The 25,530-nt window shown below is 63.2% G+C and carries 21 protein-coding genes; 12 read left to right on the top strand and 9 right to left on the bottom strand.

Annotation, left to right across the window (positions count from 1 at the left end; all coding sequences use genetic code 11):
- Positions 1 to 47: 47 nt before the first annotated feature.
- Both DV733_RS11720 and DV733_RS11715 read left to right on the top strand, forming a co-directional pair.
- On the top strand, positions 48 to 1,271 hold the full coding sequence (locus DV733_RS11720; RefSeq protein ID WP_049994523.1) for an HD domain-containing protein: 1,224 nt from the start codon (positions 48 to 50) through the stop codon (positions 1,269 to 1,271).
- A gap of 82 nt (positions 1,272 to 1,353) precedes the next feature.
- Entirely contained in the window at positions 1,354 to 2,301 is a 948-nt protein-coding gene (locus DV733_RS11715; RefSeq protein ID WP_049994524.1) for an ABC transporter substrate-binding protein, read from the top strand.
- Here DV733_RS11715 and DV733_RS11710 read toward each other — a convergent pair.
- Positions 2,298 to 4,106, bottom strand: coding sequence for a sensor histidine kinase (locus tag DV733_RS11710; protein ID WP_049994525.1), 1,809 nt, complete (start codon positions 4,104 to 4,106; stop codon positions 2,298 to 2,300). The genes DV733_RS11715 and DV733_RS11710 overlap by 4 nt on opposite strands.
- Positions 4,107 to 4,399: 293 nt before the next feature.
- Here DV733_RS11710 and DV733_RS11705 point away from each other — a divergent pair, with 293 nt between their 5' ends.
- The 7 genes from DV733_RS11705 to leuD all read left to right on the top strand — a co-directional run bounded on the left by DV733_RS11705 (position 4,400) and on the right by leuD (position 11,814).
- Positions 4,400 to 5,614 (top strand): LeuA family protein, encoded by a 1,215-nt coding sequence (locus DV733_RS11705; protein WP_079979486.1) that lies wholly within the window; start codon positions 4,400 to 4,402, stop codon positions 5,612 to 5,614.
- 331 nt (positions 5,615 to 5,945) lie between these two features.
- Positions 5,946 to 7,715: a biosynthetic-type acetolactate synthase large subunit gene (gene ilvB, locus DV733_RS11700; RefSeq protein WP_049994527.1), complete on the top strand. Its 1,770-nt coding sequence runs from the start codon at positions 5,946 to 5,948 to the stop codon at positions 7,713 to 7,715.
- 13 nt (positions 7,716 to 7,728) lie between these two features.
- Positions 7,729 to 8,337, top strand: a complete 609-nt coding sequence (gene ilvN, locus DV733_RS11695) for an acetolactate synthase small subunit (RefSeq protein WP_049995323.1) — start codon at positions 7,729 to 7,731, stop codon at positions 8,335 to 8,337.
- A gap of 21 nt (positions 8,338 to 8,358) precedes the next feature.
- A complete protein-coding gene (ilvC, locus tag DV733_RS11690; protein ID WP_049994528.1) occupies positions 8,359 to 9,390 on the top strand; it encodes a ketol-acid reductoisomerase in 1,032 nt (343 codons plus the stop codon).
- A complete protein-coding gene (locus DV733_RS11685; RefSeq protein WP_049994529.1) occupies positions 9,383 to 9,604 on the top strand; it encodes a hypothetical protein in 222 nt (73 codons plus the stop codon). The genes ilvC and DV733_RS11685 overlap by 8 nt, the downstream gene beginning before the upstream one ends.
- Before the next feature lie 79 nt (positions 9,605 to 9,683).
- Positions 9,684 to 11,105, top strand: coding sequence for a 3-isopropylmalate dehydratase large subunit (gene leuC / locus DV733_RS11680; protein WP_049994530.1), 1,422 nt, complete (start codon positions 9,684 to 9,686; stop codon positions 11,103 to 11,105).
- Between the two features lie 100 nt (positions 11,106 to 11,205).
- Complete coding sequence (gene leuD, locus DV733_RS11675; protein WP_049994531.1) at positions 11,206 to 11,814, top strand: 3-isopropylmalate dehydratase small subunit; 609 nt, start codon at positions 11,206 to 11,208, stop codon at positions 11,812 to 11,814.
- Positions 11,815 to 11,824: 10 nt separating this feature from the next.
- Here the strand turns inward: leuD and DV733_RS11670 are convergent, their stop codons facing one another.
- The 4 genes from DV733_RS11670 to DV733_RS11655 form a co-directional block, all read right to left on the bottom strand.
- Positions 11,825 to 12,370, bottom strand: coding sequence for a HalX domain-containing protein (locus DV733_RS11670; protein ID WP_049994532.1), 546 nt, complete (start codon positions 12,368 to 12,370; stop codon positions 11,825 to 11,827).
- A gap of 66 nt (positions 12,371 to 12,436) precedes the next feature.
- A complete protein-coding gene (locus DV733_RS11665) occupies positions 12,437 to 13,003 on the bottom strand; it encodes a DUF7504 family protein (RefSeq protein WP_049994533.1) in 567 nt (188 codons plus the stop codon).
- Positions 13,004 to 13,062: 59 nt separating this feature from the next.
- Complete coding sequence (locus DV733_RS11660) at positions 13,063 to 13,701, bottom strand: DUF7504 family protein (protein WP_136342341.1); 639 nt, start codon at positions 13,699 to 13,701, stop codon at positions 13,063 to 13,065.
- Between the two features lie 98 nt (positions 13,702 to 13,799).
- A complete protein-coding gene (locus DV733_RS11655; protein WP_136342340.1) occupies positions 13,800 to 15,926 on the bottom strand; it encodes a hypothetical protein in 2,127 nt (708 codons plus the stop codon).
- Between the two features lie 255 nt (positions 15,927 to 16,181).
- Here DV733_RS11655 and DV733_RS17350 point away from each other — a divergent pair, with 255 nt between their 5' ends.
- Positions 16,182 to 16,319, top strand: coding sequence for a DUF7503 family protein (locus DV733_RS17350; protein ID WP_170178702.1), 138 nt, complete (start codon positions 16,182 to 16,184; stop codon positions 16,317 to 16,319).
- On the opposite strand, the gene DV733_RS11650 is transcribed toward DV733_RS17350, so the two are convergent.
- Positions 16,316 to 18,478: a hypothetical protein gene (locus DV733_RS11650; protein ID WP_237560507.1), complete on the bottom strand. Its 2,163-nt coding sequence runs from the start codon at positions 18,476 to 18,478 to the stop codon at positions 16,316 to 16,318. The genes DV733_RS17350 and DV733_RS11650 overlap by 4 nt on opposite strands.
- A gap of 67 nt (positions 18,479 to 18,545) precedes the next feature.
- Between DV733_RS11650 and DV733_RS17135 the strand changes: the two genes are divergently transcribed.
- Positions 18,546 to 18,710, top strand: coding sequence for a hypothetical protein (locus tag DV733_RS17135; protein ID WP_154019533.1), 165 nt, complete (start codon positions 18,546 to 18,548; stop codon positions 18,708 to 18,710).
- 8 nt (positions 18,711 to 18,718) lie between these two features.
- Positions 18,719 to 19,357, top strand: coding sequence for an alpha/beta hydrolase (locus tag DV733_RS11645; RefSeq protein ID WP_049995325.1), 639 nt, complete (start codon positions 18,719 to 18,721; stop codon positions 19,355 to 19,357).
- Between the two features lie 15 nt (positions 19,358 to 19,372).
- On the opposite strand, the gene metX is transcribed toward DV733_RS11645, so the two are convergent.
- The 3 genes from metX to DV733_RS11630 all read right to left on the bottom strand — a co-directional run bounded on the left by metX (position 19,373) and on the right by DV733_RS11630 (position 25,487).
- Positions 19,373 to 20,581: a homoserine O-acetyltransferase MetX gene (gene metX, locus DV733_RS11640; protein WP_049994538.1), complete on the bottom strand. Its 1,209-nt coding sequence runs from the start codon at positions 20,579 to 20,581 to the stop codon at positions 19,373 to 19,375.
- Positions 20,578 to 21,873 carry an O-acetylhomoserine aminocarboxypropyltransferase/cysteine synthase family protein gene (locus DV733_RS11635; RefSeq protein WP_049994539.1) on the bottom strand — a complete coding sequence of 432 codons (1,296 nt, stop codon included), beginning with the start codon at positions 21,871 to 21,873 and terminating at the stop codon, positions 20,578 to 20,580. Before DV733_RS11635 ends, metX begins: the two co-directional genes overlap by 4 nt.
- A gap of 92 nt (positions 21,874 to 21,965) precedes the next feature.
- Complete coding sequence (locus DV733_RS11630) at positions 21,966 to 25,487, bottom strand: P-loop NTPase (RefSeq protein ID WP_049994540.1); 3,522 nt, start codon at positions 25,485 to 25,487, stop codon at positions 21,966 to 21,968.
- Positions 25,488 to 25,530 lie beyond the last annotated feature (43 nt).

Here is a 25,530-nt window from a genome sequence, read left to right as displayed (position 1 = left end):
CCGACCAGTCCGACCCTTCATGTCACAAGCCGCCCAATCCCCGTCCAATGAAGACGATCAAGGACAGCGTCCACGACTACATCGAAGTCGAGGGCGTCGCGCTGGACCTGCTGGACACCGCGCCCCTCCAGCGCCTCCGGCACATCTCACAGCTCGGAACCGTGACGCTGGTCTACCCCTCCGCGAACCACACCCGCTTCGAGCACTCGCTGGGGGTCTACCACCTCGCCAACCGTGCGCTCGGCCACCTCGGAATCGAGGGCCAGCAGGCCGAACGCGTCCGCGCGGCCGCGCTCCTGCACGACGTCGGCCACGGCCCCTACAGCCACAACGTCGAGGACCTGATCTACCGCCATACAGGCAAATACCACGACGAGGTCCACGACCTGATCGGCGAGGGCGAGGTGGCTGGAATCCTCTCCGAGCACGGCCTCAACCCCGACCGCGTCGCGGATCTGGTCGCTGGCGACGGCGAGCTCGGGCAACTCGTCTCGGGCGAACTCGACGTCGACCGGATGGACTATCTCGTCCGGGACGCCCACCACACCGGCGTCCCCTACGGCACGATCGATCACGGCCGGCTCGTCCGGGAGTTGCGATTCGTCGACGGCGACCTCGTGCTCGACGAGGGCAACGTCCAGACCGCCGAGTCACTGCTGCTGGCGCGGGCGCTGATGAATCCGGTCGTCTACTCCCACCACGTCGCCCGGATCGCCAAGGGGATGCTCCGGCGCGGGACCGAGCGACTGCTCGCCGAGACCGACGTGACGCCCAATGAACTCCGACGGATGGACGATAAGGATCTGCTGGTCGCGCTCCGCTCACACGAGGCCACCGCGGGGTACGGCAGGCGGCTGAGCTACCGCGACCTGTTCAAACGGGCGGTCTGGGCGGAGATGGAAGCGGTCCCCGAGGACCTGCTGGCGGCCGACCACGACGAGGTACGGGCGTTCGAAGAGGAAATCGCCACCGCGTCGGGCGTCGACCCCGAGCTAGTGATCCTCGACGTGCCAGAGGAACCCGAGATGAAAGAGACCTCCAGTCGCGTGATCGTCGCCGGGGAGGTCCGCCGGCTCGAAGAGCAGTCGACGCTCGTCCAGGCGCTGCGAGCCGCCCAGTACGACCAGTGGCGGCTGGGCGTCTACGCCCCCGAGGACGTCAGCGACCGGGTCGGAGACGCCGCCGTCCGCGTGCTCGGGCTAGACGTCGAGGACACCCTCGTGAGCGACGTGCGGACGGGCGTCCACGCCACGCTGGACGAGTTTCAGTGACTCGTGGTCCGCGGGGATGACTCTCGGCAGTCGTCTAGTTCATCCAGATGTTATTTGTTGACGGCCACCACACGTTTAGAGGATGACGCGTCTGGGGAGACGGCAGTATCTGGTCACTGCCGGCGCAGTTTCTGTCGGCGGTCTCGTCGGCGGGTGTTCGAGCTCGACGGACCGGACGCCAGGGGAGACACTCACGATCGGCTCGAAGGGGCTTCCCGAGAGCCGGCTGCTGGGCTATCTCGCATACGAGGCGATCGGGAAAGCGACCGACGTCGATCCGATCGACGAGATCGGCTTCGGCGGGAGTCGCGACAACTGGGACGCCCTGGTCGCCGGCGATCTGGACCTCTACTGGGAGTACACGGGCACGCATTTCGCGGTGTTACCGCCACAGCGGACGGACCACCCGACGGATCCCCAGCGGCTCTTCGAGGCGGTTCGAGCCGATGCCGCTGACGCCGGGATCCGCGCCTATCCACCCGCACCGTTCGACAATTCGTTCGTCCTGCTCGCCGATCCGGAGTGGGCCGCCCAGACCGGAGTGGAGACGCTGAGCGAGTTCGCCCGACGCATCAACGCTGGGAACACCGACGTCAGGATCGCGCTCGGGACCGACTTCGCACGACGGCCGGACGGCTGGCCACGGATCGTCGACACCTACGAGGTTCGCGCGGACTCGCTGGCGGCGCTGGAGTCGTCCATCCTGGAGGTCCCGCTCGGACTGACCTACCAGCTGTACCGCGACGATCGGGCCACCGTCGTGATGGGCTACGCGACCGACCCACAGCGGTCGAGGCTCGGATTGACGCTGCTGGACGACGACCGGGACGTGTTTCCGACGTACAATCCGACTCCGATGGCCAACGCGGATGCGGTCCCGGCGGACGGTCCCGTCGCTACTGTGCTCGAACGCCTGGGATCGCAGATCGGTGGGTTCGACACGATCCAGCGACTCAACGGACGGGTCGCCATCGACGGCGAGGATCCCCAGACCGTCGCTCGTTCCTTTATCGAGAGGATCGAGATCTAACTGTCCGTCGAGTCCGACTCGTCCGTCTCGGAGGGGGACGGGACACGTTCGAACGCCAGCAGTGCCTCGGTCCCGCCGAGCCGACTCTCCTCGAACGTGAGCGTCCCACCGACGTGCTCGACGATCCAGTTCGTCGTCCACAGTCCGAGCCCGGAGGAGTGTTCCAGTGGCCCCTCGACGGCCGCCTCCTCGATGACGCTCGCCTCCGCCTCCGGGATCCCCGGTCCGTCGTCGGCGATCGAAAGCGTCGTCCGATCCGCACCGACCGTGATCGAGATCGCGACCGTCGGCGTCTCGGCGTCGGTGTGCTCGATCGCGTTCTCGACGAGATTCAGGACGGCCGTCTCGAGGGCGGGATGTCCCCGGACGTACGCCTCCTCGGGGGTCGAGCGTTCGACGGTCGCCGCCCCGGTGGCCTCCGCGATCGCTCGCTCGACAAACGGGACCAGATCGACCGGACCCGTCTTGCGGTTCTCACTGGCCAGGGACTCGATCTCGCGTGCTTTCGACGCCTGGTCCAGCAACTCCTCGACCGTCTCGATGATCTGGTCGGTATGCTCGCGTCGCTCGGTCGGCTCGGTACTGGCGAGCAGTTCCGCCCGAGCGCGAATCACGTGTCCGGCGTTCCGGAGGTTGTGCCGGAGCACGCGGTTGAGCACGGAGATCATCGTCCGCTGTGTGTCCAGTTCGGCGTTGGCCTCGTCGACGGCCGCTTTCGTCGATTCCAGTTCCGAGATGCGGTCGGCGAGCGCGTCGCGCATCTCCGCGAGTGAGGTCCCCAGACGTCCGAGTTCGTCCGATCTATCGCTCGGGAACTCGACGTCGTACTCGCCGTCGGTGACGCGGCGGGCCGCTGCCGAGAGGGCGGTCACCTCCCGGACGGTCCCGCGGCCGAACCGCCAGCCGATCCCGAGCACGCCGACGAGTGCGACGAACACGAACGCCAGCAGGCCGGTGCGGATCGTCCGGGCGAGCGAGTACGCGTTGTCGGTCGGCGCGTACTTGACGAGCAGCCAGTTCGCGTCGCCGACATCGACGGGCGTGACCGCAGCGACGTAGCGTTCGTCGCCGGACAGGCCAAGTTGCCGGATACCGGTCTCGCCGCCCACCCCTTCCCGGAGTCGACTCAATTGTCGCTCAGTGGGGGACGTCGATCCAGTCGCTCCCGAGAACACGATATCGTTTGCCGGGTCGATCACCTGTGTGAACCCACCTGCGATCGGTTGTCTGAACCGCTCGTCGAACTCCTCGACCTCGACGATCGTGACCAGAAGGTGTTCGGGACTTGTCCTGACCGGGCTGAGAAACGCGACGACTGTGGCCCCGTCCGGTGCGCCGAAGGGGCCGACCAGCGCCGTGTCGTCGTAGTCGGTGAAGGTCCGGTCGTTGACCGCCAGGCTCGCGTTCACACCGGTACCGACCCTGGCCCCGTTCGTACTACTTCGAATCGTCCGGTCGGCGATATCGACGTAGTGAATCGTCCGCACCGAGGGCGCGTTGTCCACTTCGCGATTCAGGAAGGCCGTGATCTCGCTATCGCCCCCCTCCTCAAAGAGCTGGCTGTCGGAGATCGAGCGCACGAACCGGCTGTTGCCGTCGTACCACTCCCGGATTTCGCCAGCCTCGGCCTCTGCCTGGAGTCGGAAGTCCCCGTCGACGTCGTCCCGGATCGTGTCCGTCACCGCGAGCGTCACCGCGCCGCCCACAATACCGATCAGCAGTATCAGCAGCGTCAATGCGACGGCCAGGCGCAACCACAGCGACTCACGGACCGTCGACAACAGCGGGACCTGCCGGTCACCCATCAGTCCTCACCGCCGACGACCCCCCTCCCCTCGTGTCCACGCCCGCGACCGGGGCGGCGTCCGGTGTCGCGTCGTGCGACTTCGGCGTGTAGTCGCGTCGGTTTGACACACATCCGAGCCGAACGGTCATTGATACCATCTCCCACTGCAGACCACTAAAAGCTCGTGTCGGGGGGTCGCTGGTATCGAAGAGCCGACGATCCGTTTGCTGGGTGAAATCGAGGGCCTCGCACGCGGAGAACAACCTTTTTATAGCGTGAGCGACCCTATTCGGACGCAAATGACCCAACACACTGAGGGTACGTCGGAGTCTCCGGCGGATCGAGTTCTTCCAGGGCACACTCGATAGCACCTCTGAAATCGACGAGGCACGAATTTTCGACACGACGCTCCGCGACGGAGAGCAATCGCCCGGCACGTCGTTCAGTTACGAAGACAAACGCGAGATAGCGGCGCTGCTGGACGAGATGGGGACCCACGTCATCGAGGCGGGGTTCCCGGTCAACTCCGACGCGGAGTTCGAGGCCGTCCGTGACATCGCCAACTCGACGTCCACGACGGTCTGCGGGCTCGCCCGCGTCGTCGAGGAAGACGTCGAGGCGGCGCTCGACTCCGGGGTCGAACTGGTCCACGTCTTCGTCTCGACCAGCGACATCCAGCTCCAGGACAGCATGCACGCCACCCGCGAAGACGCACTACAACGGGCAGTCACGTCCGTCGAGCGCGTCAAAGACGCGGGCGTCGAGTGCATGTTCTCGCCGATGGACGCGACCCGCACGGAGGAAGCGTTCCTGATCGACGTCGTCGAGGCCGTCACGGACGCGGGCACAGACTGGATCAACATCCCGGACACCACGGGCGTCGCGACCCCTGGCCGGTTCGAGAAAATGGTCGGGAAAGTCGTCGCGCACACGGACGCTCGCGTGGACGTCCACACCCACGACGACTTCGGGCTGGCAGCAGCCAACGCGCTGTCGGGCTACGAGGCCGGCGCGGCCCAGGCGCAGGTCTCGGTCAACGGGATCGGCGAACGGGCGGGCAACGCCGCCTACGAGGAAGTCGTCATGGCCCTCGAATCGCTGTACGACGTCGATACCGGGATCGACACGACCCGGATCACCGAGCTCTCCCGGGTGATCGAAGAGAAGAGTTCGATCGACGTTCCCGGCAACAAGCCGGTCGTCGGCGGGAACGCCTTCTCCCACGAGAGCGGGATCCACGCAGCGGGCGTCATCGAGAACGCCGACACCTTCGAGCCAGGCGTGATGACCCCGGAGATGGTCGGCGCGACTCGCGAGTTGGTGCTGGGCAAGCACACCGGCACCCACTCGGTACGCGAGCGACTGATCGAGGCGGGCTACAATCCGACCGACGAGGAGGTCCGACAGGTGACCCGCCGCGTCAAGGACTACGGCGCGGAGAAACGGCAGGTCACGATGGACGTCCTCGAACGGTTCGCCGACGAGGTCGGCGTCGAGCGCGCCGGGACCGAGGAGGTCCACGCCTGACGATGTCGGCCACACCGTCTGCACGAGCGGCCCAGCGGCCGCTGTCCCGTTCGCCAGCGGGCGCCACGACGGTCGCTCGAACGAGTCCTCGTCAGCGTCTCTCACAGAAACCTTATTATTCGGGGCGATTACAGACACATACTGATGACACAGACCGCTGGCGTCCGGGATCGCCCCGTCACCAGCGGCGCGCTCGTCCTTCTCGGCGCTATTGTAGGGGCTGTCTAGGCCCCACTTCACCCGTCTCCTTCGACCCGGTTCGTACCGTTTTCGACCAGCCAGACAGCAATCCACCAATGTACCAACGACACCCAACACGCGGTGATCGAGCATGAGCGAACGTGCATCGATCCCCAAAGAGGACGCGACAGAAGACACAGACGAGACCGAACAGCGCGGCATCGACGAGGTGACGACCGGCGCACAGTCCGTGATCGCCGCCCTCGAACAGGCCGGCGTCTCCCACGCCTTCGGCGTGCAGGGCGGGGCGATCATGCCCGTCTACGACGCGCTGTACGATTCGTCGATCGACCACATCACGATGGCCCACGAGCAGGGCGCATCCCACGCTGCGGACGCCTACGGTATCGTCACCGGCGAGCCCGGGCTGGCGCTTGCCACCTCCGGCCCCGGCGCGACAAATCTCGTGACCGGTCTCGCCGACGCGGCGATGGATTCGGACCCGATAATCGCCCTCACTGGACAGGTCGCAACCGACTTCGTCGGTAACGACGCCTTCCAGGAAGTCGACACGACGGGCATCACGATGCCAGTCACCAAGGAGAACTACTTCTCCGACGACTCCGACACCGTCGGCGACGACGTCAGCGAGGCGTTCGCGCTGGCCGAGAAGGGGCGGCAGGGCCCGACGCTGGTCGACTTGCCCAAGGACATTACCAAAGGGCCGACGACGGAATGGCCCGAGAAGCCCGAGACGCCCGACACCCACCAGGAGCCAGTCGAGGCCGACGAGGTCATCGTCGAGGCAGCCGCCGAAGCCCTGCGACAGGCCGAGAAACCGGCCATCCTGGCTGGTGGGGGCGTCATCAAGAGCGAGGCCAGCGACGAACTGCGGCACTTCGCTCGCGAGTACGAGATCCCGGTCATCACGACGATGCCCGGCCTGGGTTGCTTCCCCGAGACCGACGACCTCTCGGTGGGCATGGCCGGCATGCACGGGACCGGCGCGGCCAACATGGCGGTCACCAACACCGACTGCCTGCTCGGCGTCGGGACCCGCTTCGACGACCGCCTCACTGGTGGCGTCGAGACCTTCGCACCCGATGCGGACATCATCCACGTCGAGATCGATCCCGCCGAGATCTCCAAGAACATCGAGGCGGACTACCCGCTGATCGGCGACGCAGAGCGCGTCCTCGAACAGCTCGACGACGCGATGACCCGCGCGCCCGACGCCGACGAGTGGCGCGAGCAGTGCCAGACCTGGAAAGACGAGTATCCGCTGGAGTACGAGATGCCCGACGACGAGCCGCTCAAACCACAGTACGTCGTCGAGAAATTCGACGAACTGGCCGACGACGACGCCATCGTCACGACCGGCGTCGGCCAGCATCAGATGTGGGCCTGCCAGTTCTGGACCTACGAGTATCCGCGCACGTGGGTCTCCTCGAACGGACTGGGGACGATGGGCTACGGCGTCCCATCCGCGATCGGCGCGAAACTGGGGGCTCCCGAGAAGGAAGTCGTCTGTTTCGACGGTGACGGATCCTTCCTGATGACCGTTCAGGAACTCTCCGTGGCCGTGCGGGAGAATCTGGATATCACCTACGTCGTCCTGAACAACGAGGCCGTCGGGATGGTCCGGCAGTGGCAGGACGGCTTCTACGAGGGCCGCCGGATGGCCTCCGAATATCCGTGGATCCCGGAGTTCGACAAGCTGGCGGAGGCGTTCGGTGCGCGCGGGTTCCGTCTGGAGGATCCCGACGAGGTCGAGTCGACGATCCAGGCCGCCCGCGAGTACGACGGCCCCGCAGTCGTCGACGCGATCATCGACCCCGCCGAGAACGTCTACCCGATGGTCCCCAGTGGCGGGGACAACGGCCTATTCGCACTGAACGAGGACCACCTGGAGATGATCTGAGATGCCTGGAGACATGCCCGGACCGGCCCCGGACGAGCGGATGCGTCCGAGCGGTCGGCGCAACACCCAAGGAATCAGGATCGATCCCGAAGCGGAAGCGACACACGAACCACGTCTGGCCGTGCTGTCGGCGCGCGTGAAACACGAGCCCGGCGTCCTCTCGGAAGTGTCCGGACTCTTCAGCCGCCGGCAGTTCAACATCGAGAGTCTGACTGTTGGACCGACGAAAGACGACGATATCGCCCGGATGACGATCGTCATCGAGGAGCCCGAACCGGGCGTCCAGCAGGCCAAAAAGCAGTTGAAGAAGCTCATCCCGGTCATCGAGGTCGAGGAACTGGAGTCGGCGGCCATGCGTCGTGAACTGGCGCTGATCAAGGTCGCCGGCGAGAAGCCCGACGACGTCCAGGCGGTCGCAGGGATGTACGGCGGCGACGCCGTCGACGCCAGCAAGGACGCCGTCACGGTCGAAGTCACCGGCAGCAAGCAGAAGATCGACGCTGCCGTCGAGGCTTTCGAGCAGTTCGAGATCCTCGAGGTCGTCCGCACGGGCGCAGCTGCGCTCGAACGTGGATCAAAGACCATGGAGAACGGGTCGAAGACAATGGAAAGCGATAACTGAGGGATTCCCGAGGATTTAGCTATGACAGACGAATTTACCACCGAGATCTACTACGACGACGACGCCGACGAATCGGTACTCGCCGACAGAACTGTGGCCGTGCTGGGCTACGGCAGCCAGGGTCACGCCCACGCCCAGAACCTCGCCGACAGCGGGGTCGACGTGATCGTCGGCCTCCGCAAGGGCTCGTCCTCGCGCAAGGAAGCCGAAGCCGACGGGCTGGAAGTCGCGACGCCGGTCGAAGCCGCGTCCCGCGCCGACACCGTCTCCGTCCTCGTGCCGGACACGGTCCAGCCGGCAGTCTACGAGGCTATCGAAGACGAACTCGAAGCCGGTGACACGCTCCAGTTCGCCCACGGCTTCAACATCCATTACGGTCAGATCGAACCCGACCCCGAGGTCAACGTCACGATGGTCGCCCCGAAGTCCCCGGGTCACCTGGTCCGGCGTACCTACAAGCGCGGCGAGGGCGTCCCGGGCCTGATCGCCGTCTACCAGGACGCCACGGGCGACGCCAAAGAGCAGGCGCTGGCCTACGCGAAAGGCGTCGGCTGTACCCGCGCGGGAGTCATCGAGACGTCCTTCCAGGAGGAGACCGAGACCGACCTCTTCGGCGAGCAAGCAGTGCTGTGTGGCGGCGTCACCGAACTGATGAAGCAGGGCTACGAGACGCTCGTCGACGCGGGTTACAGCCCGGAGATGGCCTACTTCGAGTGCATGAACGAGATGAAGCTCATCGTCGACCTCATCTACGAAGGTGGGCTGATGGAGATGTGGAACTCCGTCTCCGACACCGCAGAGTACGGTGGGCTGACCCGCGGCAAGGAAGTCGTCGACGACGACGCCCGCGAGAACATGGAGGAGGTCCTCCGGCAGGTCCAGGACGGCGAGTTCGCTCGCGAGTGGATCACCGAGAACCAGACGAACCGACCGAGCTACAAACAACTGCGCCAGGCCGAGGAAGACCACGACATCGAGGACGTCGGTGGTCGCCTGCGAGAGCTGTTCGCCTGGGGCGAGCAACAGAAAGAGGAAGTTCCAGCAGATGACTGACGAGATGAAAGACGTGGATCACACGCATCCACACACGGACAAGACCTTCGGCGCGGCCTTCAAGCGCGGCCCGGACGTGGCCGCCGACGGTGGCCGAGCGAACGCCGAAGAAACAGAGGAAGAGACCATGGAAGACGTCGACCACGAGCCGCCCGGCGAGGGTGCCAACCCCGCCTTCGAGCGCGGCACCGAAGGACGAGCGGATTCAGTATGAGTTCCGATAGACATTCCCGCTCGCTGCGCTTCGCGAGCTGTGACTATCGACCTCATGCTCAATCACGGAGTGATTTCGCATGAGTCAGGGAACACTGTACGACAAGGTGTGGGATCGCCACAAGGTGACGACCCTGCCCAACGGGCAGGATCAGCTGTTCGTCGGACTCCACCTCATCCACGAGGTCACCAGCCCGCAGGCGTTCGGTATGCTCCGGGAACGGGACATCGAGGTCGCGCGACCGGACCTGACGCTCGCCACTGTCGACCACATCGTCCCGACGGCCGACCAGTCGCGACCCTACACCGACGACGCCGCCGAGACCATGATGTCCGAACTCGAAGAGAACGTTCGGGACGCGGGCATCAACTTCCTGGACCCCACCACCGGGGATCAGGGCATCGTCCACGTCGTCGGTCCGGAGCAGGGCCTGACCCAGCCGGGCAAGACCATCGTCTGCGGTGACTCTCATACGTCGACCCACGGCGCCTTTGGCGCGCTGGCCTTTGGGATCGGGACCTCCCAGATCCGGGACGTCCTGGCCACCCAGACCATCGCGATGGAGAAGCAGAAAGTACGCAAGATCCAGGTCGACGGCGAGCTCGGCGAGGGCGTCGAGGCCAAGGACATCATCCTCGAAATTATTCGTCGACTCGGTACGGAAGGCGGCGTCGGCTACGTCTACGAGTACGCCGGCGAGGCCATCGAGGACCTGGGGATGGAAGGCCGAATGTCCATCTGTAACATGTCCATCGAGGGCGGCGCTCGCGCGGGCTACGTCAATCCCGACGAGACCACCTTCGCCTGGTTGAAAGAGACCGACTACTTCCAGGACAACCCCGAGGAGTTCGAGAACCTGAAGCCCTATTGGGAGTCCATCCAGTCCGACGACGGCGCCGAGTACGACGACGTCGTCCACATCGACGCCGGCGAGCTGGACCCGGTCGTCACGTGGGGCACCACGCCCGGCCAGGGGATCGGCATCAACGATCCGATCCCGGCCCCCGAGGATCTGGCCGACGACAAGGTCGACACCGCCCGGCGCGCCCAGAAGCACATGCGCGTCGAGCCCGGCGAGACGATGAACGGCTACGACATCGACGTGGCCTTCCTGGGTTCGTGCACGAACGCTCGCCTGCCCGACCTGCGCCGCGCGGCCCGGATCGTCGAGGGCCGGCAGGTCGACGAGGACGTGCGTGCGATGGTCGTTCCCGGCAGCCAGCGTGTCCAGAAAGCCGCCGAGGAAGAAGGCCTGAAAGACACCTTCGAGGAGGCCGGCTTCGAGTGGCGCAACGCCGGCTGTTCGATGTGTCTGGGCATGAACGAGGACCAGCTGGAGGGCGACGAGGCCTGTGCCAGCTCCTCGAACCGGAACTTCATCGGCCGCCAGGGCAGCAAGGACGGGAGAACTGTGCTGATGAACCCGCGAATGGTCGCCGCTGCCGCGGTGACGGGAGAGGTCACAGACGTACGCGACCTGAAGGAGGTGAACCTGGCATGAGAAGCGAGATGCCACGCATCTCGAACACGCGAACGGGGAGCGACGCGACCCGTGAGCGGACCATGCAGCATCCTCCGATCGAAGCGACGGAGGTGGTCGCATGAGCGGAACCGAGGACATCCCCGAAGTCGACTACGTCGAAGGGACCGGTATTCCGATCCGGGGCAACGACATCGACACCGACCAGATCATCCCGGCGCGGTTCATGAAGGTCGTCACCTTCGACGGGCTGGGCCAGTTCTCGTTTTTCGACCTCCGGTACGACGACGACGACAACGAGAAAGATCATCCCATGAACGAGGATCGGTTCAAGGAAGCCTCGGTCATGGTCGTCAACAACAACTTCGGCTGTGGCTCCTCCCGCGAGCACGCCCCCCAGGCCTTGATGCGCTGGGGTATCGACGCCATCATCGGCGAAGGCTTCGCCGAGATCTTCGCGGGCAACTGTCTCGCGCTGGGTATCCCAACCGTCACTGCGGATCACGAGACGATCAACGCTCTCCAGCAATGGGTCGACGACAACCCCGACGGTGAGATCGAAGTCGACGTCGAAGCCGAGACCGTCCGCTACGGAAGCAACGAAATCTCAGTCAGCGTCGACAACGCCCAGCGACAGGCCCTGGTCGAGGGGATCTGGGACACGACGGCGCTGATGAAGGCCAACCAGAACGCCATCCAGGAGACGGCCGACTCCCTGCCGTACGTCTAAGCGCCGGTTTTCACTCTTCGTTCTCGAAGCCGTCCAGCGCGACCTCGAATAGCGACTCGTCGTCGAGATCGGCGACGGCGTCGTCGATCTCGGCTCGGAGTCGATCGAGCCGGGCTTCCAGCTGGGCCGGATCGACCGAGTCCTCTTCGTCGGCGAGACTGGCGTGTTTGCTCGCCAGGTTGTAGAACGTATCGAGGCACTTCCGATAGGTCGCTCGCGTTGCCAACCAGTCGGCGACCTGCCGGAGGTCTTCGTCGCCGATCGAAGGGTCGATCACGGCATCGATCCACTGTGGTGTCTCGCCGCTGGCAGCCAAAAGGCCGATCTGGAAGTACGGCTCGCTGTTGGCGCGTCGCTCGTAGAGCGAATGGAGCGAGAGATCGGCGAGTCGCGTGTCGACGAGGACGACGTCGACGGAGTTGTCGAGACTCGCCAGGACGGCGTCGCCGTCGTAGGCGGTGTGAGCGGGATATCCGGCCCGGAGCACCTCGGCGAGACGGTCGGTCGCGTCCGGCGTCGCGCCACCGACGATCACCGCACCCCGAGCGGAGGCCATACATGAACTCTCGACGGCCGTGTATAAATGAGATGTGGTCGCCGTCCCGTGGTTTCACGCACGTCACTACACAAGTGCATCCGGATCGTCGAGACGGATGACGTCACAGATCGTCCCGAAAATCTCGATCGTCTCCGGGTCGTGACGACCCGTCGACACCGGCAGATAGCACGTGCCGCCACATCGTGCCGCCAGTTCGCCAGCCACGTGGACGAACCGGAAGACGCGCTCGCGCTCGAAGTGTGCCAACAGGACCGACAACGAGTCGATCCAGAGCACGACTGGTGTGCCCTGGCCCTCAAGCGCCTCCAGCACTCGCGTTCCGATCGCCGACAGCGACGCTGGAGTCGAATCCGCTCGCTCGGATTCACCCGAGTTGGAAGACACAGTCGTCGATCGAGTACACGTATCGACATCGATCGCTATCGTCTGGACGCCTGACGATTCGAAGGCTTCGGTCCACGGCGCTGTCGAATCGCCCAGCACGACACCGACGGCACTCGCCGGCGTCCCGTCGCAATGATCGACGATCGAACGCGCCGCCGTCGACGCGCTGGCACGGTAGCCACTCACGAGCAAGACTCGCGATGGGACCGTCGGCTCGTCGCCTCCTGTCTCTGCTCCCCCGGTCATGTTCTCCCCCTGCGAAACGATCCTGAGGCGGCCTCAAGTAGATTGTGATCCCAGGTCGATCAGCTCTCGGATTGCTCGCCCGCCGGCGCGTAGTAGCCCGCCGAGACGTCCATCTGCTCGCCTTCGAAGGTCGCCACGGTATCACAGAGGTGGGCGAACATGATCTGAAGCTCCTCGTCGGGCGCGTCGTTGTCGAGGTGGTAGAACGCCACGCCGTCGACGCTGCGGACGCGCGCGCTGACCGCGTGGAGGAACTTGAACAAAAACTCCCGATCGACGAACTGCAGCATCTCCGAGATCGAGTGGATACACAGCGCGACTCGGTCGCCGTCCGCGGCGGCGTCACCCAGCAGCGAGTTGACCGACTTCCCGAGTGTCAGCAGGTCCGCCGGACTCGAAACAGTCGCGACCGGGGACGGAACGTCGGTCCCGTCGCTCGCGGCGGTGCTGGTCGAGCGGACCAGCGTCTTCACGTCGACGTAGCTGACCGGCGCGAGCGGCCCGGCCGAGCGCTCGGTGAGTCGGTCGTGCCATACTGAGGGGTGGGTCCCCACAGTGACGACGAGCAAGCGGTCGACGCGGTCGGTCGCGTCGACCAGCAGGTTGGTGCAGGCGTCGATTCCCGCGTCGGCGACACTCGGAGCCAGCACGAGGACGTTCGATGCGCCACGAAGGTCTCCCGACGACTCGTCGCTCACCGTCGCCACCTCGGCGTGTCGGGAGTCATTAGCTATCATATATACGGGCAGTACCAAGAGTTTTCTGATGGGGAGAGAGAAACAGAATATCGAAGATATCAACTCCTCAAATGAGAATTAAGTCCGGCTACTTCACCGTCTAACAGAACAATAGAGGTCGTGTTCTCGATGAGATCTGCCACTTCATTCTCGGTGGCATCAGATCTACTAAATTCATTGCCACACAATATCTCCTTAGAGTCGTCGAAGTATTTATCAGTTACAAACGTACCAATTCGGCACCAGTCAGTGAAACCCTGTTCTGCTGAGAGAGAGTAACGATCATTCTCGGATTGAATGTGATATATTTCAGTTATTGCAGACTGCGCCCTGAGTATTTGCGTGGTCGGATCACCGAGAACGAGATATTCGGATTCTATCTCTTCGAGATCGTCCATCAGGGAAAGCGACTGTCCAAGAGTGACGCCCTTCGATAATAAGCCAGCAAAAATCTTCCCGAACAGAATACCATCTTTATTAGATATTTTTGACAGGGTTACCACACCACCTCGCGCCCCGTTTGTCACCAAACCTCTCCCTTGATGATACGAACGACAGGCATTGAGTAGAAATGATTCGATATGTACCTCGTCGAGTGATTGGGTATCAAGATATCCATCAGGGCAGTCGATTCCACTGTCATCCACATGTCCAACGTAGTGTAGAAAGTCGATATCTCGCTGTAGTAGTGACCGCAGTTCAGATGTCGAAACATCATTTCGAATAGAAACATCAGAATCAATCCAACCTGGTCCTTCATAGATGTCTGTAACCGTGCTCTCTTCGGCCATCGAGGGGTCGTTACAGACGACGACGATATCTGTCGTCACTGTGGCCGAGACTTCGGAATCCAATCTGCGGCGGAGTGCATCGGCCGTTACCTTCCCGGTACCGAGAGGTGTACCCTCCCCCACGAATACGTGTTCGGTGCTATGAGCAGGGGTTGGCCGAAAGACTTCCGGGAGACTACCATCTCCCCGACAAAATACGTCCATATCGTCCGAACCCATCGTATCGAAGAAGTTCTGGACTCGGTGAGATATTACGTCAGGCGACGCTTCATCAATCTCCTCGATTGAAGGACAGCGGATAATCGCCAATTCGTCGATGAAAAAGGGGAGAGTTTCTGCGTATTCAAACTCGGGAAGTACATCTGCAGTGAGCCTCCACTGCGGGACAGCATCTTCGATTGTCTCGTACGGAACCGAAAGATACGTCTGAATTTGCTCTGCGAGGTCAGTCTCGTAGAGCTGCGAAAAATCAAAATCGACCCGGTCCTCTACCAATGCTCGCTCTTGGAGATCAATCTGATAAAATCCCTCAGTACGTGTGACGCAGTCGAACAGAAAGATCTGTTTCAACACGTTCGCAACGGTTTCTTCGAACTCGTCGGCTCCACCCAACGAAAACGTTTCATCGTCTGCCGATAGCTCCGGGGTGTCACCAGGTTCCAGTGTCGCACCAAGATAATACGCAAGAGGCGCAACAGGGAATAGGTATTCGTACTGCGGGGGTATTCGGATGGAGATATCCGTTTGAGGCGGTTCAACCGAGTCTGGAATTGTCAATGAATCACCCCATTCCAGTAGCGGCGGATGGCCACGTAAGGTCGGAAATGACCGTTCGCACGTCGTCGTTTTCAGGGCAGAACTGAAACAGGATATAGCATCCATCAGGTCGAGTGGATCTTCCGTCGTCGTTATCGTCGCCGCCGGTTGCTCGTGGCTCGACCGAATGCCGATTTTAATTTGATCTGTCTCTGTACAGGTAATCTCGTCTCTGTCACCGCGTGAGTCGATTTCAAGCCCACCTTCGACAAGTAAATATATTTTGAGGTGAGCAGATCCAATCTCGGCATTGTAGGTCCCTGGTGAGACGTTGACAACGGAACCAGTTTCGTTTTGAGCGACTAGTTCCCCATTGGAATTGCGTATCCAGACATCCAGATTATATGTTGCTTTGAGTCTATTGACTCCGACGACTGCAGCTGTGTCGACTGGAAAATAGAATTCGTCGGTCTCACACTCGACGGGATGAGTCGGTTCTGGAGTGAAAAAGGCAAAATCGACACCTTCGATCGGATCGACCAGCCGCACACCATCTCTCTCTGGATGAGTCTCGATCCGCGGTTTAGCAACGCCATCCGCCCGCGACTCCTGAAACTCCGCACGCCAGTCGTCAGTCACGTATCGGTCGCCTCCTGGCCTCGTTCGACATGAATTCGCGTCACTGAGTGATACCGCACAGCACAAAAACCTTGCGCGCACGCCGGTCTATCGCTCGTATCTCGTACATCCCCACTCACAGAGACTCTCTTACTTCCTACGTAGGAGACAACAGTTGGTAGCCGATAATTAATTTGCGCCCATATTCCAGACAATTTTCTGTTGAATTTCTTTAGAAAAATTCATTTCGCATCGCGTGGTACGTGTAGTCGTAACATGAGCAAAAGTGCCTCCCCCATCCGAAGTTTCGTCGCAGAGCACCCCAAATGGATCGGCGTCCTCTTCTGGCTGACTGTGTTGATGATGGAGGCCGGGGCTGCTGCGGGGAACGCTTCTACTGTCGCCGGACCTTAATCGGATAAGTGGGCTAGTAGATCCATGCTCCAATAAATAGTATCATCAAATTCGACCGGGAAGCCATGAGTCATCAAGAACTCTTCCAGATCGTACTCTGATAAAACATATTCCTCTGTTCGGTTACCAGCGAGGTACTTTGGTGACTCCTTTTTTATTTTTGGTATCACCATTGACCCAATAGAGTAATTTTTTGAAGGGTAGAACTCGAACTGAACACCAAAGCAATCGCGTATCTTGCTGACTTTGGCCAGATATGGAGATCCGGTTCTACTTTCGACGACCTGTGTATTCCCGTCCCCAACAATAAGGTAGTGGTTCCCAATAATACTACGTTTTTCCAAGATCTCCAAGGCTGTGAACAGTGAAAATCCACCGTCTAATAAATGGGCAAGGGTCTGACCGAGCTTCGTTGCTGTTTTATTTAACAAATCAGCAACAGTTACGATCCCACCAATTGCACCATTCTTTACCAGAGCATTACCTTGCTCATACGACTTACAGGCATTTAATAAAAATGCGCTAACATTTACTTCCTCAAGATCGCGACAATCCAGCCATCCATCAGCACATCGAATTCCATCATCATCAACGTGGCCAATATAGTGAAAAAAGTCTGCATCAGTCGCTAACAGATCGGCTAGTTCATCAGTTTTGAGATTATTTCGGATGGTTATATCGAAATCCAGCCACTCCCGGGTCCCGTATATTTCAGAAACTGTATTCTCGTCTGCCATCTCTTGTTCATTACAGACGACAACGACACTCGTCCTCGCATTCTCCGATGGAGAATAGGACAAACGACGATTGAACGCCTCCACCGTCATCTTACTAGCGCCCAGAGGAACCCCCTCACCAACATAAGCCTGCTCGATACTGTCCGCCTCGGGCGGCCGGAAGACGTGCTCCTCGAAGGGGCGCTCTTCGTCACTCGCCGATCGCGTCGCCCGCGTCAGCCCGCCACGTGCCGTCCCCGAACTCGATCCGAAGAAGTCCTCGACAGTCGTCGCGCCGCCGTGGACCGACCGCGACTCGATGTCCGCACAGGAGGGACACCGAATCACCGCGAGGTCGTTCGCCAGGAACGGCAGCGTCTCGGCGTGGCCTGATTCGGGGATAACGTCCGCGGTCAGTTTCCATCGCGGGACAGCATCCTCGATCTTCTCGTAGGGAATCGAGAGATAGGCCCGCACCTGCTCGGCGACCGACTGCTCGTACAGTTCCGCGAAATCCAGATCGACCTGCTCCTCGACGACCTCGCGCTCGTGCAAGTCGACCGTATAGTACCCCTCAGTCCGGGTCACACAGTCCAGCAGGAAGACCTGCTTGAGGACGCGGGCGACCGTCGACTCGAAGTCGCCGTCCGCGGTCAGCGAGAACGGGACCCCGTCGGCGTACAGGCAGGGTTCGGGCCCGGGTTCGACCGTCGCGCCCAGGTAATACGCCAGCGACGCGATCGGGTAGATGTACTCGTGCTCGGGCGGGACGACGATCCGAATCCCGGTGTCAGGGATGTCCAGCGACTCCGGGATCGACAGCTCCGCGCCGCGTTCGAGCAGTGGCGGATGGCCCCGCAGCGTCGGGAACGACCGTTCGCAGGTCGTCGTCTTCAGCGCCGATCCGAAAGCCGAAATCGCGGTCATCAGATCCTCCGGGTCGTCCGTCGTCGTGATCGTCGCTGCCGGCTGTTCGTGCAGCGATCGCACGCCGACGGTGACGCAACTGGTTTGGTCGAACGCGAGGTACATCCGATCGTCCCTGGACTCGACGCTGACGCCGCCGTCGATCGCGAGGTAGAGCTTCATCTGGGCCGAGGAGACTTCCAGGTTGTACCGGCCGGGCGGGACGTCGATCGACTCCTCGTTGGTGCTCTGGGCGACCAGATTGCCCTCGGTGTCGCGGATCCAGATATCGACCAGATAGGGCGTCTCGATCTCGGTGGTGCAGATCGTGGCTGCGGTGTCGACCGGAAAGTAGAACTGGTCGGTGTCGGCGTCGGTCGGTTCGACGCTACTGGGCGTCAGGAGTGTGAACTGCGAGCCCTCGATCGGATCGACGATGCGGACGCCGCCGAACAGCGGATGTGTCTCTATCCGCGGACGCGTCCCTTGCATCTGGACGGACGTGCCGCCGTCGGTCATCGGCCAGGTATCGGTCACGTTGGTGTACTCCCCCGTCTCGTGCCGGGTGCGCACCCGCCACAGACGGCGTCTCTCGGAGCCTCGAATGTCTGCGACCGAGAAACAGCCGACCTGTGGTGGGGGCGCTGTCTTCGCACGTAGTGACGGGATAGTCCTCAAAAACGTTACCGGTGCGACCGTCGTCGGCGTGGTGACATCGATGTCACTCTACGCAACGCTTGAGAGGATTGCGGCCCAAACACTGCTGTGACCGAGAGAATCAACGGCCCGCATCAGAACCAGCCACTCGTGACCGCCGGCGCGGACCTCGAGAACGCCGAGGCAGCGATGATCCTCGTCCACGGCCGCGGCGCGACCGCCCAGAGCATCCTCCAGATGGCCAGTCAGTTCGGCGCCGACGGCGTCGCCTATCTCGCACCCCAGGCCACCCGCAACACCTGGTATCCCAACCCCTTCACCGCGCCCGTCGAGTCCAACGAACCCGGCCGCTCCTCGGGGCTGCAGGCCGTCGCCGACGCTGTCGCGAATGTCGAAGACGCCGACATTCCGGCCGAGAAGATCGTGATTCTGGGATTCTCCCAGGGAGCCTGCCTCGCCAGCGAGTTCGTCGCGCGCAATCCGCGCCGCTACGGCGGGGTCGTCGCCCTGAGCGGTGGTCTCATCGGCCAGTCGATCGACGTCGAGGACTACGAGGGTGACCTCGAAGGCACGCCCGTGTTCTTCGGCTGTAGCGACGTCGACCCGCACATCCCCGCAGAGCGCGTTCACGTCTCGGCGAAGGTCTTCGGGCGACTGAACGGCGACGTCGAGAAACGGCTCTATCCGGGGATGGGCCACGGCGTCAACGACGACGAAATCGAGTACGTTTCCGGCCTGATCGCCAGGCTAGTTGCGTGACTGCAGATACCCACGTCAGGAGAACAGGCTGTTGTGCACGGGCGCGAAGTCCCGGCCCTCGTCGATCTCTTCGTCCTCGGTGTCTGATATGGCCGTCCCTTCGACACCCGAACTGAGGAAGTCCGCGAGCGGCGGGCCGACGTTCTCTGGCTCGACGAGGAAGGCGTCGTGGCCGTGGTCCGATTCGACGACGTGGTGGGCGGTCCGGACGTCGGCCTCCCGGAGCGACTCGGCGAGGTCTTCGGCCTGATCGACGGTGAAGTGCCAGTCCGCAGTGAAAGACATGACGAGAGACTGGCCCGAGAAGGCGGCGAGGGCGTCGGCGTCGTCCTCGAACCCCGAGGCGAGGTCGTAGTTGTCCATCGCACGTGTGAGATAGAGATAGCTGTTGGCGTCGAAGCGCTCGACGAAGCGCTCAGCCTGGTAGTCGAGATAGGACTCGACGTCCCGGTAGGGGAAGAAGCCGGCCGCGGGATCGGTCGGGAAGGTCCGGACGGCGTCGCGGCCGGCCGAACGGCGGCCGAACTTCTTCTGCATGCTGGCCTTCGAGAGGTACATCACGTGGCCGATCTGGCGGGCGAGTCCCAGCCCCTCGTCGGGTTTGGGACCGTCACCGTAGTAGTCGCCGCCGTTCCAGTTGCAGTCGGTCGTGATCGCCCGCCGGGCGATGGCGTCGAGAGCGAGACACTGCGGGTCGACCCGACCGGCGGTGGCGATCGGCACGATCCGGTCGACGTGATCGGGGTGGCGTTTCGCCCATTCGAGGACGTTCATGCCGCCGACGCTGCCGCCGACGACCGCGTGCAACGCGGGGACACCGAGTTCGTCGAGCAGTTCGCGCTGGGCGTCCGTCCAGTCCCGGACCGTGACAGCAGGGAAATCAGTCCCATAGGGCTCGCCCGTCTCGGGGTGCTCGCTTGCGGGACCGGTCGTCCCGTAGCACGACCCGGGGATGTTCGCGCAGACGACGTAGTAGTCGTTGGTGTCGATGGCCTTGCCGGGACCGACGATGTCGTCCCACCAGGCCCGGGCCTGCCCGCTCGTGCCGGCGGCCTCGCGGTGGCTGGCGACGTGTGAACTCCCGGTCAGGGCGTGACACACCAGTACCGCGTTGTCACCGGTAAACTCACCGTAGGCCTCGTAAGCGACCTCCAGATCCGGAATCGACTCCCCGCACTCGAACTCGAACTCGCCCAGCGAAACCGTCCCGCGCTCGACGTTCATACCTGTTCGATCCCCGCTTCGAGGTCAGCGATGATGTCTCTGGCGTCTTCGATCCCGACCGACAGCCGAATCAGGTCGGGCGTGACGCCGCTCTCGCGCTGCTCGGCCTCGCTCAACTGTGCGTGCGTCGTCGATGCGGGGTGGATGATCAACGTCTTGGCGTCGCCGATGTTGGCGATGAACTGCGCCAGCTCGGTCTCCTCACAGAGGGTCTTGCCGCCTTCGAACCCGCGTTCGAGGCCGAACGCGACCATCCCGCCGTAGCCACCCTCCAGATAGCGCTGGGCGTTGTCGTGAGTCTCGTGAGATTCGAGGCCGGGATAGGTGACCCACGCGACGTCCGGGTGGTCGTCGAGCCACGACGCGACCTCCGCGGCGTTCTCGCAGTGGCGCTCCATCCGCAGCGAGAGGGTTTCGCTTCCCTGCAGGGTCTGCCAGGCGTCGAAAGGGGCCTGCCCGTCGCCGAGACTCCGGACGGCGCGCTGGCGTGCGGCCACAGTGAACGCGCGGTCGCCGAATCGCTCGGCGAAGTTGGTGTCGAACGCCGGGTTCTCCGCGGCGATCTCGGGGTACTTCTCGGGATAGTCGGCCCAGGGGAAACTCCCGCCGTCGACGAGGATGCCGCCGATGGTGGTTCCCGACCCGTGGATCCACTTGGTCGTCGACTCCCAGACCAGATCCGCGCCGTGTTCGAGCGGTCGACAGAGCGCGGGCGTCGCGAACGTGTTGTCGACGAACAGGGGGACGCCGTGATCGTGGGCGACCTCGGCCACGCGCTCGATGTCCGGGGTCACCAGCGAGGGGTTGCCGATCGTTTCGAGGTGGACGTAGGCCGTGTCGTCGTCGATGGCCTCGGCGTAGGCGTCGTACTCCAGCGTGTCGACGAACCGGGCGTCGATCCCGCGTCGCGCGGCGGCTTTCGCGAAGTAACTGTGGGTGCCGCCGTAGATAGACGAGGCAGAGACGATGTTGTCGCCGGCCTCCGCGAGGACGAACGTGGCGGCGTCGAGTGCGGCCATTCCCGAGCCAGTGGCGACGGCGTCGACGCCGCGTTCGAGGTCGGCGAGTCGCTTTTCGAGCATGCGAACCGTGGGATTGTCGAACCGCGAGTAGACGTTGCCCTCGGCTTCGAGCGCGTAGAGATCCGCGGCGTAGTCGGCGTCACCGAAAGCATAGGAGGAGGTCTGGTAGATCGGCGGTGCGACAGCGCCCGTCGCCGGGTCTGGCTCGTGACCGGCGTGAACACACCGTGTCCCGAAGTGCTGGGGTTCCCGAGATTCGTCGTTGGTCATGTACCACACTCATACGTCTCCAGATGTCTATAACTGAGAGTTACGGCAAAAATCTCAGTGTGTGTCAATCACAGGCACAAAACGCGGCGGTTTCAGTCGGTTTCGGGCCGCTGTTCGTGCTCGCGGGCGTCTGCTCGCTCGCGCAGTTCGTCAGCCCTGTCGTCGAGGTCTGCCTCCGCGGCGATATCCGCACCGAGAGCGTACCACTCGGACCCGTCGATCTCGGCGAGGTCGGCGACGACGTCGAGCGCGATTCGGATCGCGCCGGTCTCCCGGGCGCCGTCGAGGACGGACTCGTAGTGTTCACGAGCCTGATCGTGGGTGCCACGCTCGCGAGCGACGTGGCCGAGACCACGTTCAGCCTCTAGCGCCCGCAGTCGGAGCGAGTTGTCGGTTGCGATGGATTTCGCGTGACGGTAGCGACGCTCAGCGGCGTCGAGGTCGCCGGCGACGAGCGCGGCCCGGCCCCGAGCGCGCTCGGCCCGGGAAACAAATCGAGAGGTCCCAGCCTGTTCTGCGAGATCCAGCGCCGTCTCGGCGTGCTGGGCGGCACGGTCGGGATCGGGATCGTTGCTATCGAGGACGGCGTCGGTGAGCCCGACGTGGGCGAACGTCAGTGCACGCGCGGTCGCATCGTCACCGTCGACGAGTGAGCGGAACTGCGCGATCGCCTGTTCGGGTCGATCGGTGTACAACTCGATCAAGCCCCGTATGGCAGTCGCAGCTGCCTCGATCGCGACGAACGACTCCGCAGGCGCGTCCTTGAGGCTGTCGAGCAGTTGCCGTGCCCGATCGAACTGTCCCTGATCGAGTACACACATGGCCTGTGCGACCTGTGAAGCACACGCCATGTGCCAGTCGCCCAGGCGTCTCGAAAGGTGTGCCGACCGTTGATTGTATTCGACAGCGCGTTCGAGCTTTCCCATGCGGTGATTGGACAACGCCAGATAGTGAATGAGACGCCGTTCAGCCCGGATCGCTGCAACGTCTCTCGCCAGGTCGATCCCTCGCTCGGCGAGTTCGGCGACTCGTTCGTACTCGTCGTTCGTATCCGCAACCATGACCGCACCCTTCAGGGCTCTCGCTTTCAGACCGTCGTCGTCTAACTGATCGGCGAGTGCGGACGCTCGGTCAGCGTACTCCTGTGCCGCGTCGAGGTTGCCGGCGTGTAGCTCGAGAGTGACGAGTTCGATCATCGTCTCGACTGCGCCTCTGTCGTCCTCGACGGCGCGGTGGGCCGCCAGCGCCTCCTCGCCGCGCTCTTTCGCGGCAGCGACGTCCGAAGCATTCTCGACCCGGGTCATGCCCAGTTTCGCGCGGGCGTACAGCCGTCCGGACAGGGCATCCGGATCGTGGGAGGTGGTCGGATCGGGCAGTGTCTCTATCAGCCACCCGAACTCCTCGGCCGCCCGATCGAACTGACCAGCCCAGTTGAACATGTAGCCGCGGACAACCCGCTGGCGGAGCGCAGTCTCACGACGACAGGCTGCCGGGAGCGTCAGCGTCGATCGGTCTGTGGTGTCGAACAGCCCGGCCAATCGTGGATACGACTCGCCGAGATCGAACAGCTGCCCGGCGACGTCGTCGGCCCACCCCGTCGGCTCGGCCGCGATCGTCCCGAGGAGGTCCGTCGAGCCGGTGACAGCACTGGCGACCGCCTCACGACGGTCGCCGTGATCCGCCAGTGATAACAGCGCAGTGACGGTCCGGCCGAACCGGTCGGCAGCGGCCTCGTCCGTCTCGGCCAACTGGTCGAGGAACTCGACCGACCAGGCGGCGTGTACCGTCCGGAAGGCACCGTCATCGGCGTCACCGAACAGGACCTCTCCATCGAGTGCGTCGATAGCCCGCCGAACGGTGGTGTGATCGACGTGCTCCAGTCCTGCCGCAACCGCGTGCAGAGCAACGGGCGTCACGCCGATCCCGGCAGCGTTCAGCGTGTTCGCGAGCACACCGACGTCGAGTGTCGGCTCGCCCGCGGCGACCAGTCGATCACGGACGCGTTCGACGTGCTCCTCCAGCGTCGTCGGCGTCGCGTCTTCGCCAACGGGTTGGGCGAATCGGGCCAACCGATGGAAGAACAGAAACGCCGTTCCGGTGACCGACGACGTTGCGGCAGCGTCCTCAAACGTCGCCGGGAGCCCGTCACGTTCGACGTCCGCGATGTCGGCGAATCGATCGAGAATCGCTCGACGTTCGGCGTCGTCGAGCGACGGCATCTGAACTGTGTTGACGTGGCGCTGGCGAAACGTCTCCAGACGAGCGTCGATGGGGAACTCTTCGGCGTCGTTCCATTCGGCTTCCCTCGCATCGAGCAGGAACGTGACGTCCGTCCGACCGCTGAACGACTGCATCACCTCGAAGATCACGTTGGCCTCCGCCCGCACGGCGTCCTCGACGACGATCAGCGTGTGTCCCTCTCCGCGGCCGATCGTCGCCTCCAGCGACCCGACGTCGTCGAACGACTGGCCACGGCCGCTCTCTCGGTACAGCACTGTCCCACGCTGGCTGTCGAACCACTGGTAGGCGACCTGCTTGCAGACCGTCGACTTGCCCGATCCGGGCGGCCCGAGCAGCGCGAGGTCCGCACCGTCGTCGAGCGCGTCGAGAAGCGACTGGACGACCGACTCGCGATCGCCCTCGCTCTCGCGGAACCGATCGATGGCGTACCCTGCCGCGACCTCCGATAGGGAGAGGCCGGCCCGCCAGGCAGTCACGGGATCGAGCGTCGTTCTGTTCTCGAAGAACGTCTCGTCGAGGCGCTCGAAGCCCTGGGATCGCAGCGGTGCCGGAAGCCGCTGGTCGTCCATCTCGTGAAACGTCCCGCGGTCGGGAGCGGTACCGAACGTCTCGACCGGCGTAGCGTCCGCGAGCACGCGATCGGCCACGTCGCTCGCCCACTCGATCACGGTCGGCTCGTCGGTACGGACGACCCCGACGACCGACTGGTCGTCGTAGGCGACGATCACTGCCGTCCGGTCCCCACCGGCGTCGATCAACACGAGTCCGAAGTCGAGCGCCTGCGTCCGAACGGGCGTGAACGACGCCGTTTCTTCGAGGTCCGCTGCGAGGTACGGAAACTCCCTGGCGAGTTGGCGATACGTCTGCTCGCAGGAACAGAACGTCACGTCGAGCTCGCCGTCGGTGACCTGCGAGTGGAGCAACCGGAAATGTCGGCTGTCGGAGACATGTGGCAACAGTACACGGCAGTTGTCTGCGACCGGAAGCGTCTCGATCAGGACCTCGAACAGTTCGTACTGGTCGTCGAAGTGTTCGACCGCGCCGTCGGTGACCGCGCCCTGTGGCAACTCGACGGTACTCGGAAGCGCGTCGATCACCGGTTTCGCGTCGAGAATCGCCTCGCTCTCGGCCAGAAACGAGTCGTACCGCTCCATGGCGAGGCGCCCAGTCAGCGTCGTGGCGTACCCCCCGGTAGTGCGTTCGACGAATCCCGCGTCTTCGAGGGCCCGGATCGCGCGATCGACCGTCGAGCGGGAGTGATCGAGATTCTCGACGATCGTCGGTTTCTCCGCCGGTTCGCCATCGAGACACGACAAAAAGTCACGGCGACGGGTCAGGACCTCGATATCGGCGACGTCCTCGGGGATATCCATCGTTGCATACCAATCGACCGACAGTAATAAAAGTTGAACGACA

It is taken from the genome of Halapricum salinum, from assembly GCF_004799665.1.
Taxonomy (GTDB): Archaea; Halobacteriota; Halobacteria; order Halobacteriales; family Haloarculaceae; genus Halapricum; species Halapricum salinum.
This window is presented reverse-complemented; position numbering and strand designations above follow the sequence as displayed.

Coding starts and splice junctions, on each gene's coding strand:
- DV733_RS11720 (WP_049994523.1), top strand. CDS start 48: ATGAAGACGATCAAGGACAGCGTCCACGACTACATCGAAGTCGAGGGC.
- DV733_RS11715 (WP_049994524.1), top strand. CDS start 1,354: ATGACGCGTCTGGGGAGACGGCAGTATCTGGTCACTGCCGGCGCAGTT.
- DV733_RS11710 (WP_049994525.1), bottom strand. CDS start 4,106: ATGGGTGACCGGCAGGTCCCGCTGTTGTCGACGGTCCGTGAGTCGCTG.
- ilvB (WP_049994527.1), top strand. CDS start 5,946: ATGAGCGAACGTGCATCGATCCCCAAAGAGGACGCGACAGAAGACACA.
- ilvN (WP_049995323.1), top strand. CDS start 7,729: ATGCCCGGACCGGCCCCGGACGAGCGGATGCGTCCGAGCGGTCGGCGC.
- ilvC (WP_049994528.1), top strand. CDS start 8,359: ATGACAGACGAATTTACCACCGAGATCTACTACGACGACGACGCCGAC.
- DV733_RS11685 (WP_049994529.1), top strand. CDS start 9,383: ATGACTGACGAGATGAAAGACGTGGATCACACGCATCCACACACGGAC.
- leuC (WP_049994530.1), top strand. CDS start 9,684: ATGAGTCAGGGAACACTGTACGACAAGGTGTGGGATCGCCACAAGGTG.
- leuD (WP_049994531.1), top strand. CDS start 11,206: ATGAGCGGAACCGAGGACATCCCCGAAGTCGACTACGTCGAAGGGACC.
- DV733_RS11670 (WP_049994532.1), bottom strand. CDS start 12,370: ATGGCCTCCGCTCGGGGTGCGGTGATCGTCGGTGGCGCGACGCCGGAC.
- DV733_RS11665 (WP_049994533.1), bottom strand. CDS start 13,003: ATGACCGGGGGAGCAGAGACAGGAGGCGACGAGCCGACGGTCCCATCG.
- DV733_RS17350 (WP_170178702.1), top strand. CDS start 16,182: ATGAGCAAAAGTGCCTCCCCCATCCGAAGTTTCGTCGCAGAGCACCCC.
- DV733_RS17135 (WP_154019533.1), top strand. CDS start 18,546: ATGTCTGCGACCGAGAAACAGCCGACCTGTGGTGGGGGCGCTGTCTTC.
- metX (WP_049994538.1), bottom strand. CDS start 20,581: ATGAACGTCGAGCGCGGGACGGTTTCGCTGGGCGAGTTCGAGTTCGAG.
- DV733_RS11635 (WP_049994539.1), bottom strand. CDS start 21,873: ATGACCAACGACGAATCTCGGGAACCCCAGCACTTCGGGACACGGTGT.
- DV733_RS11630 (WP_049994540.1), bottom strand. CDS start 25,487: ATGGATATCCCCGAGGACGTCGCCGATATCGAGGTCCTGACCCGTCGC.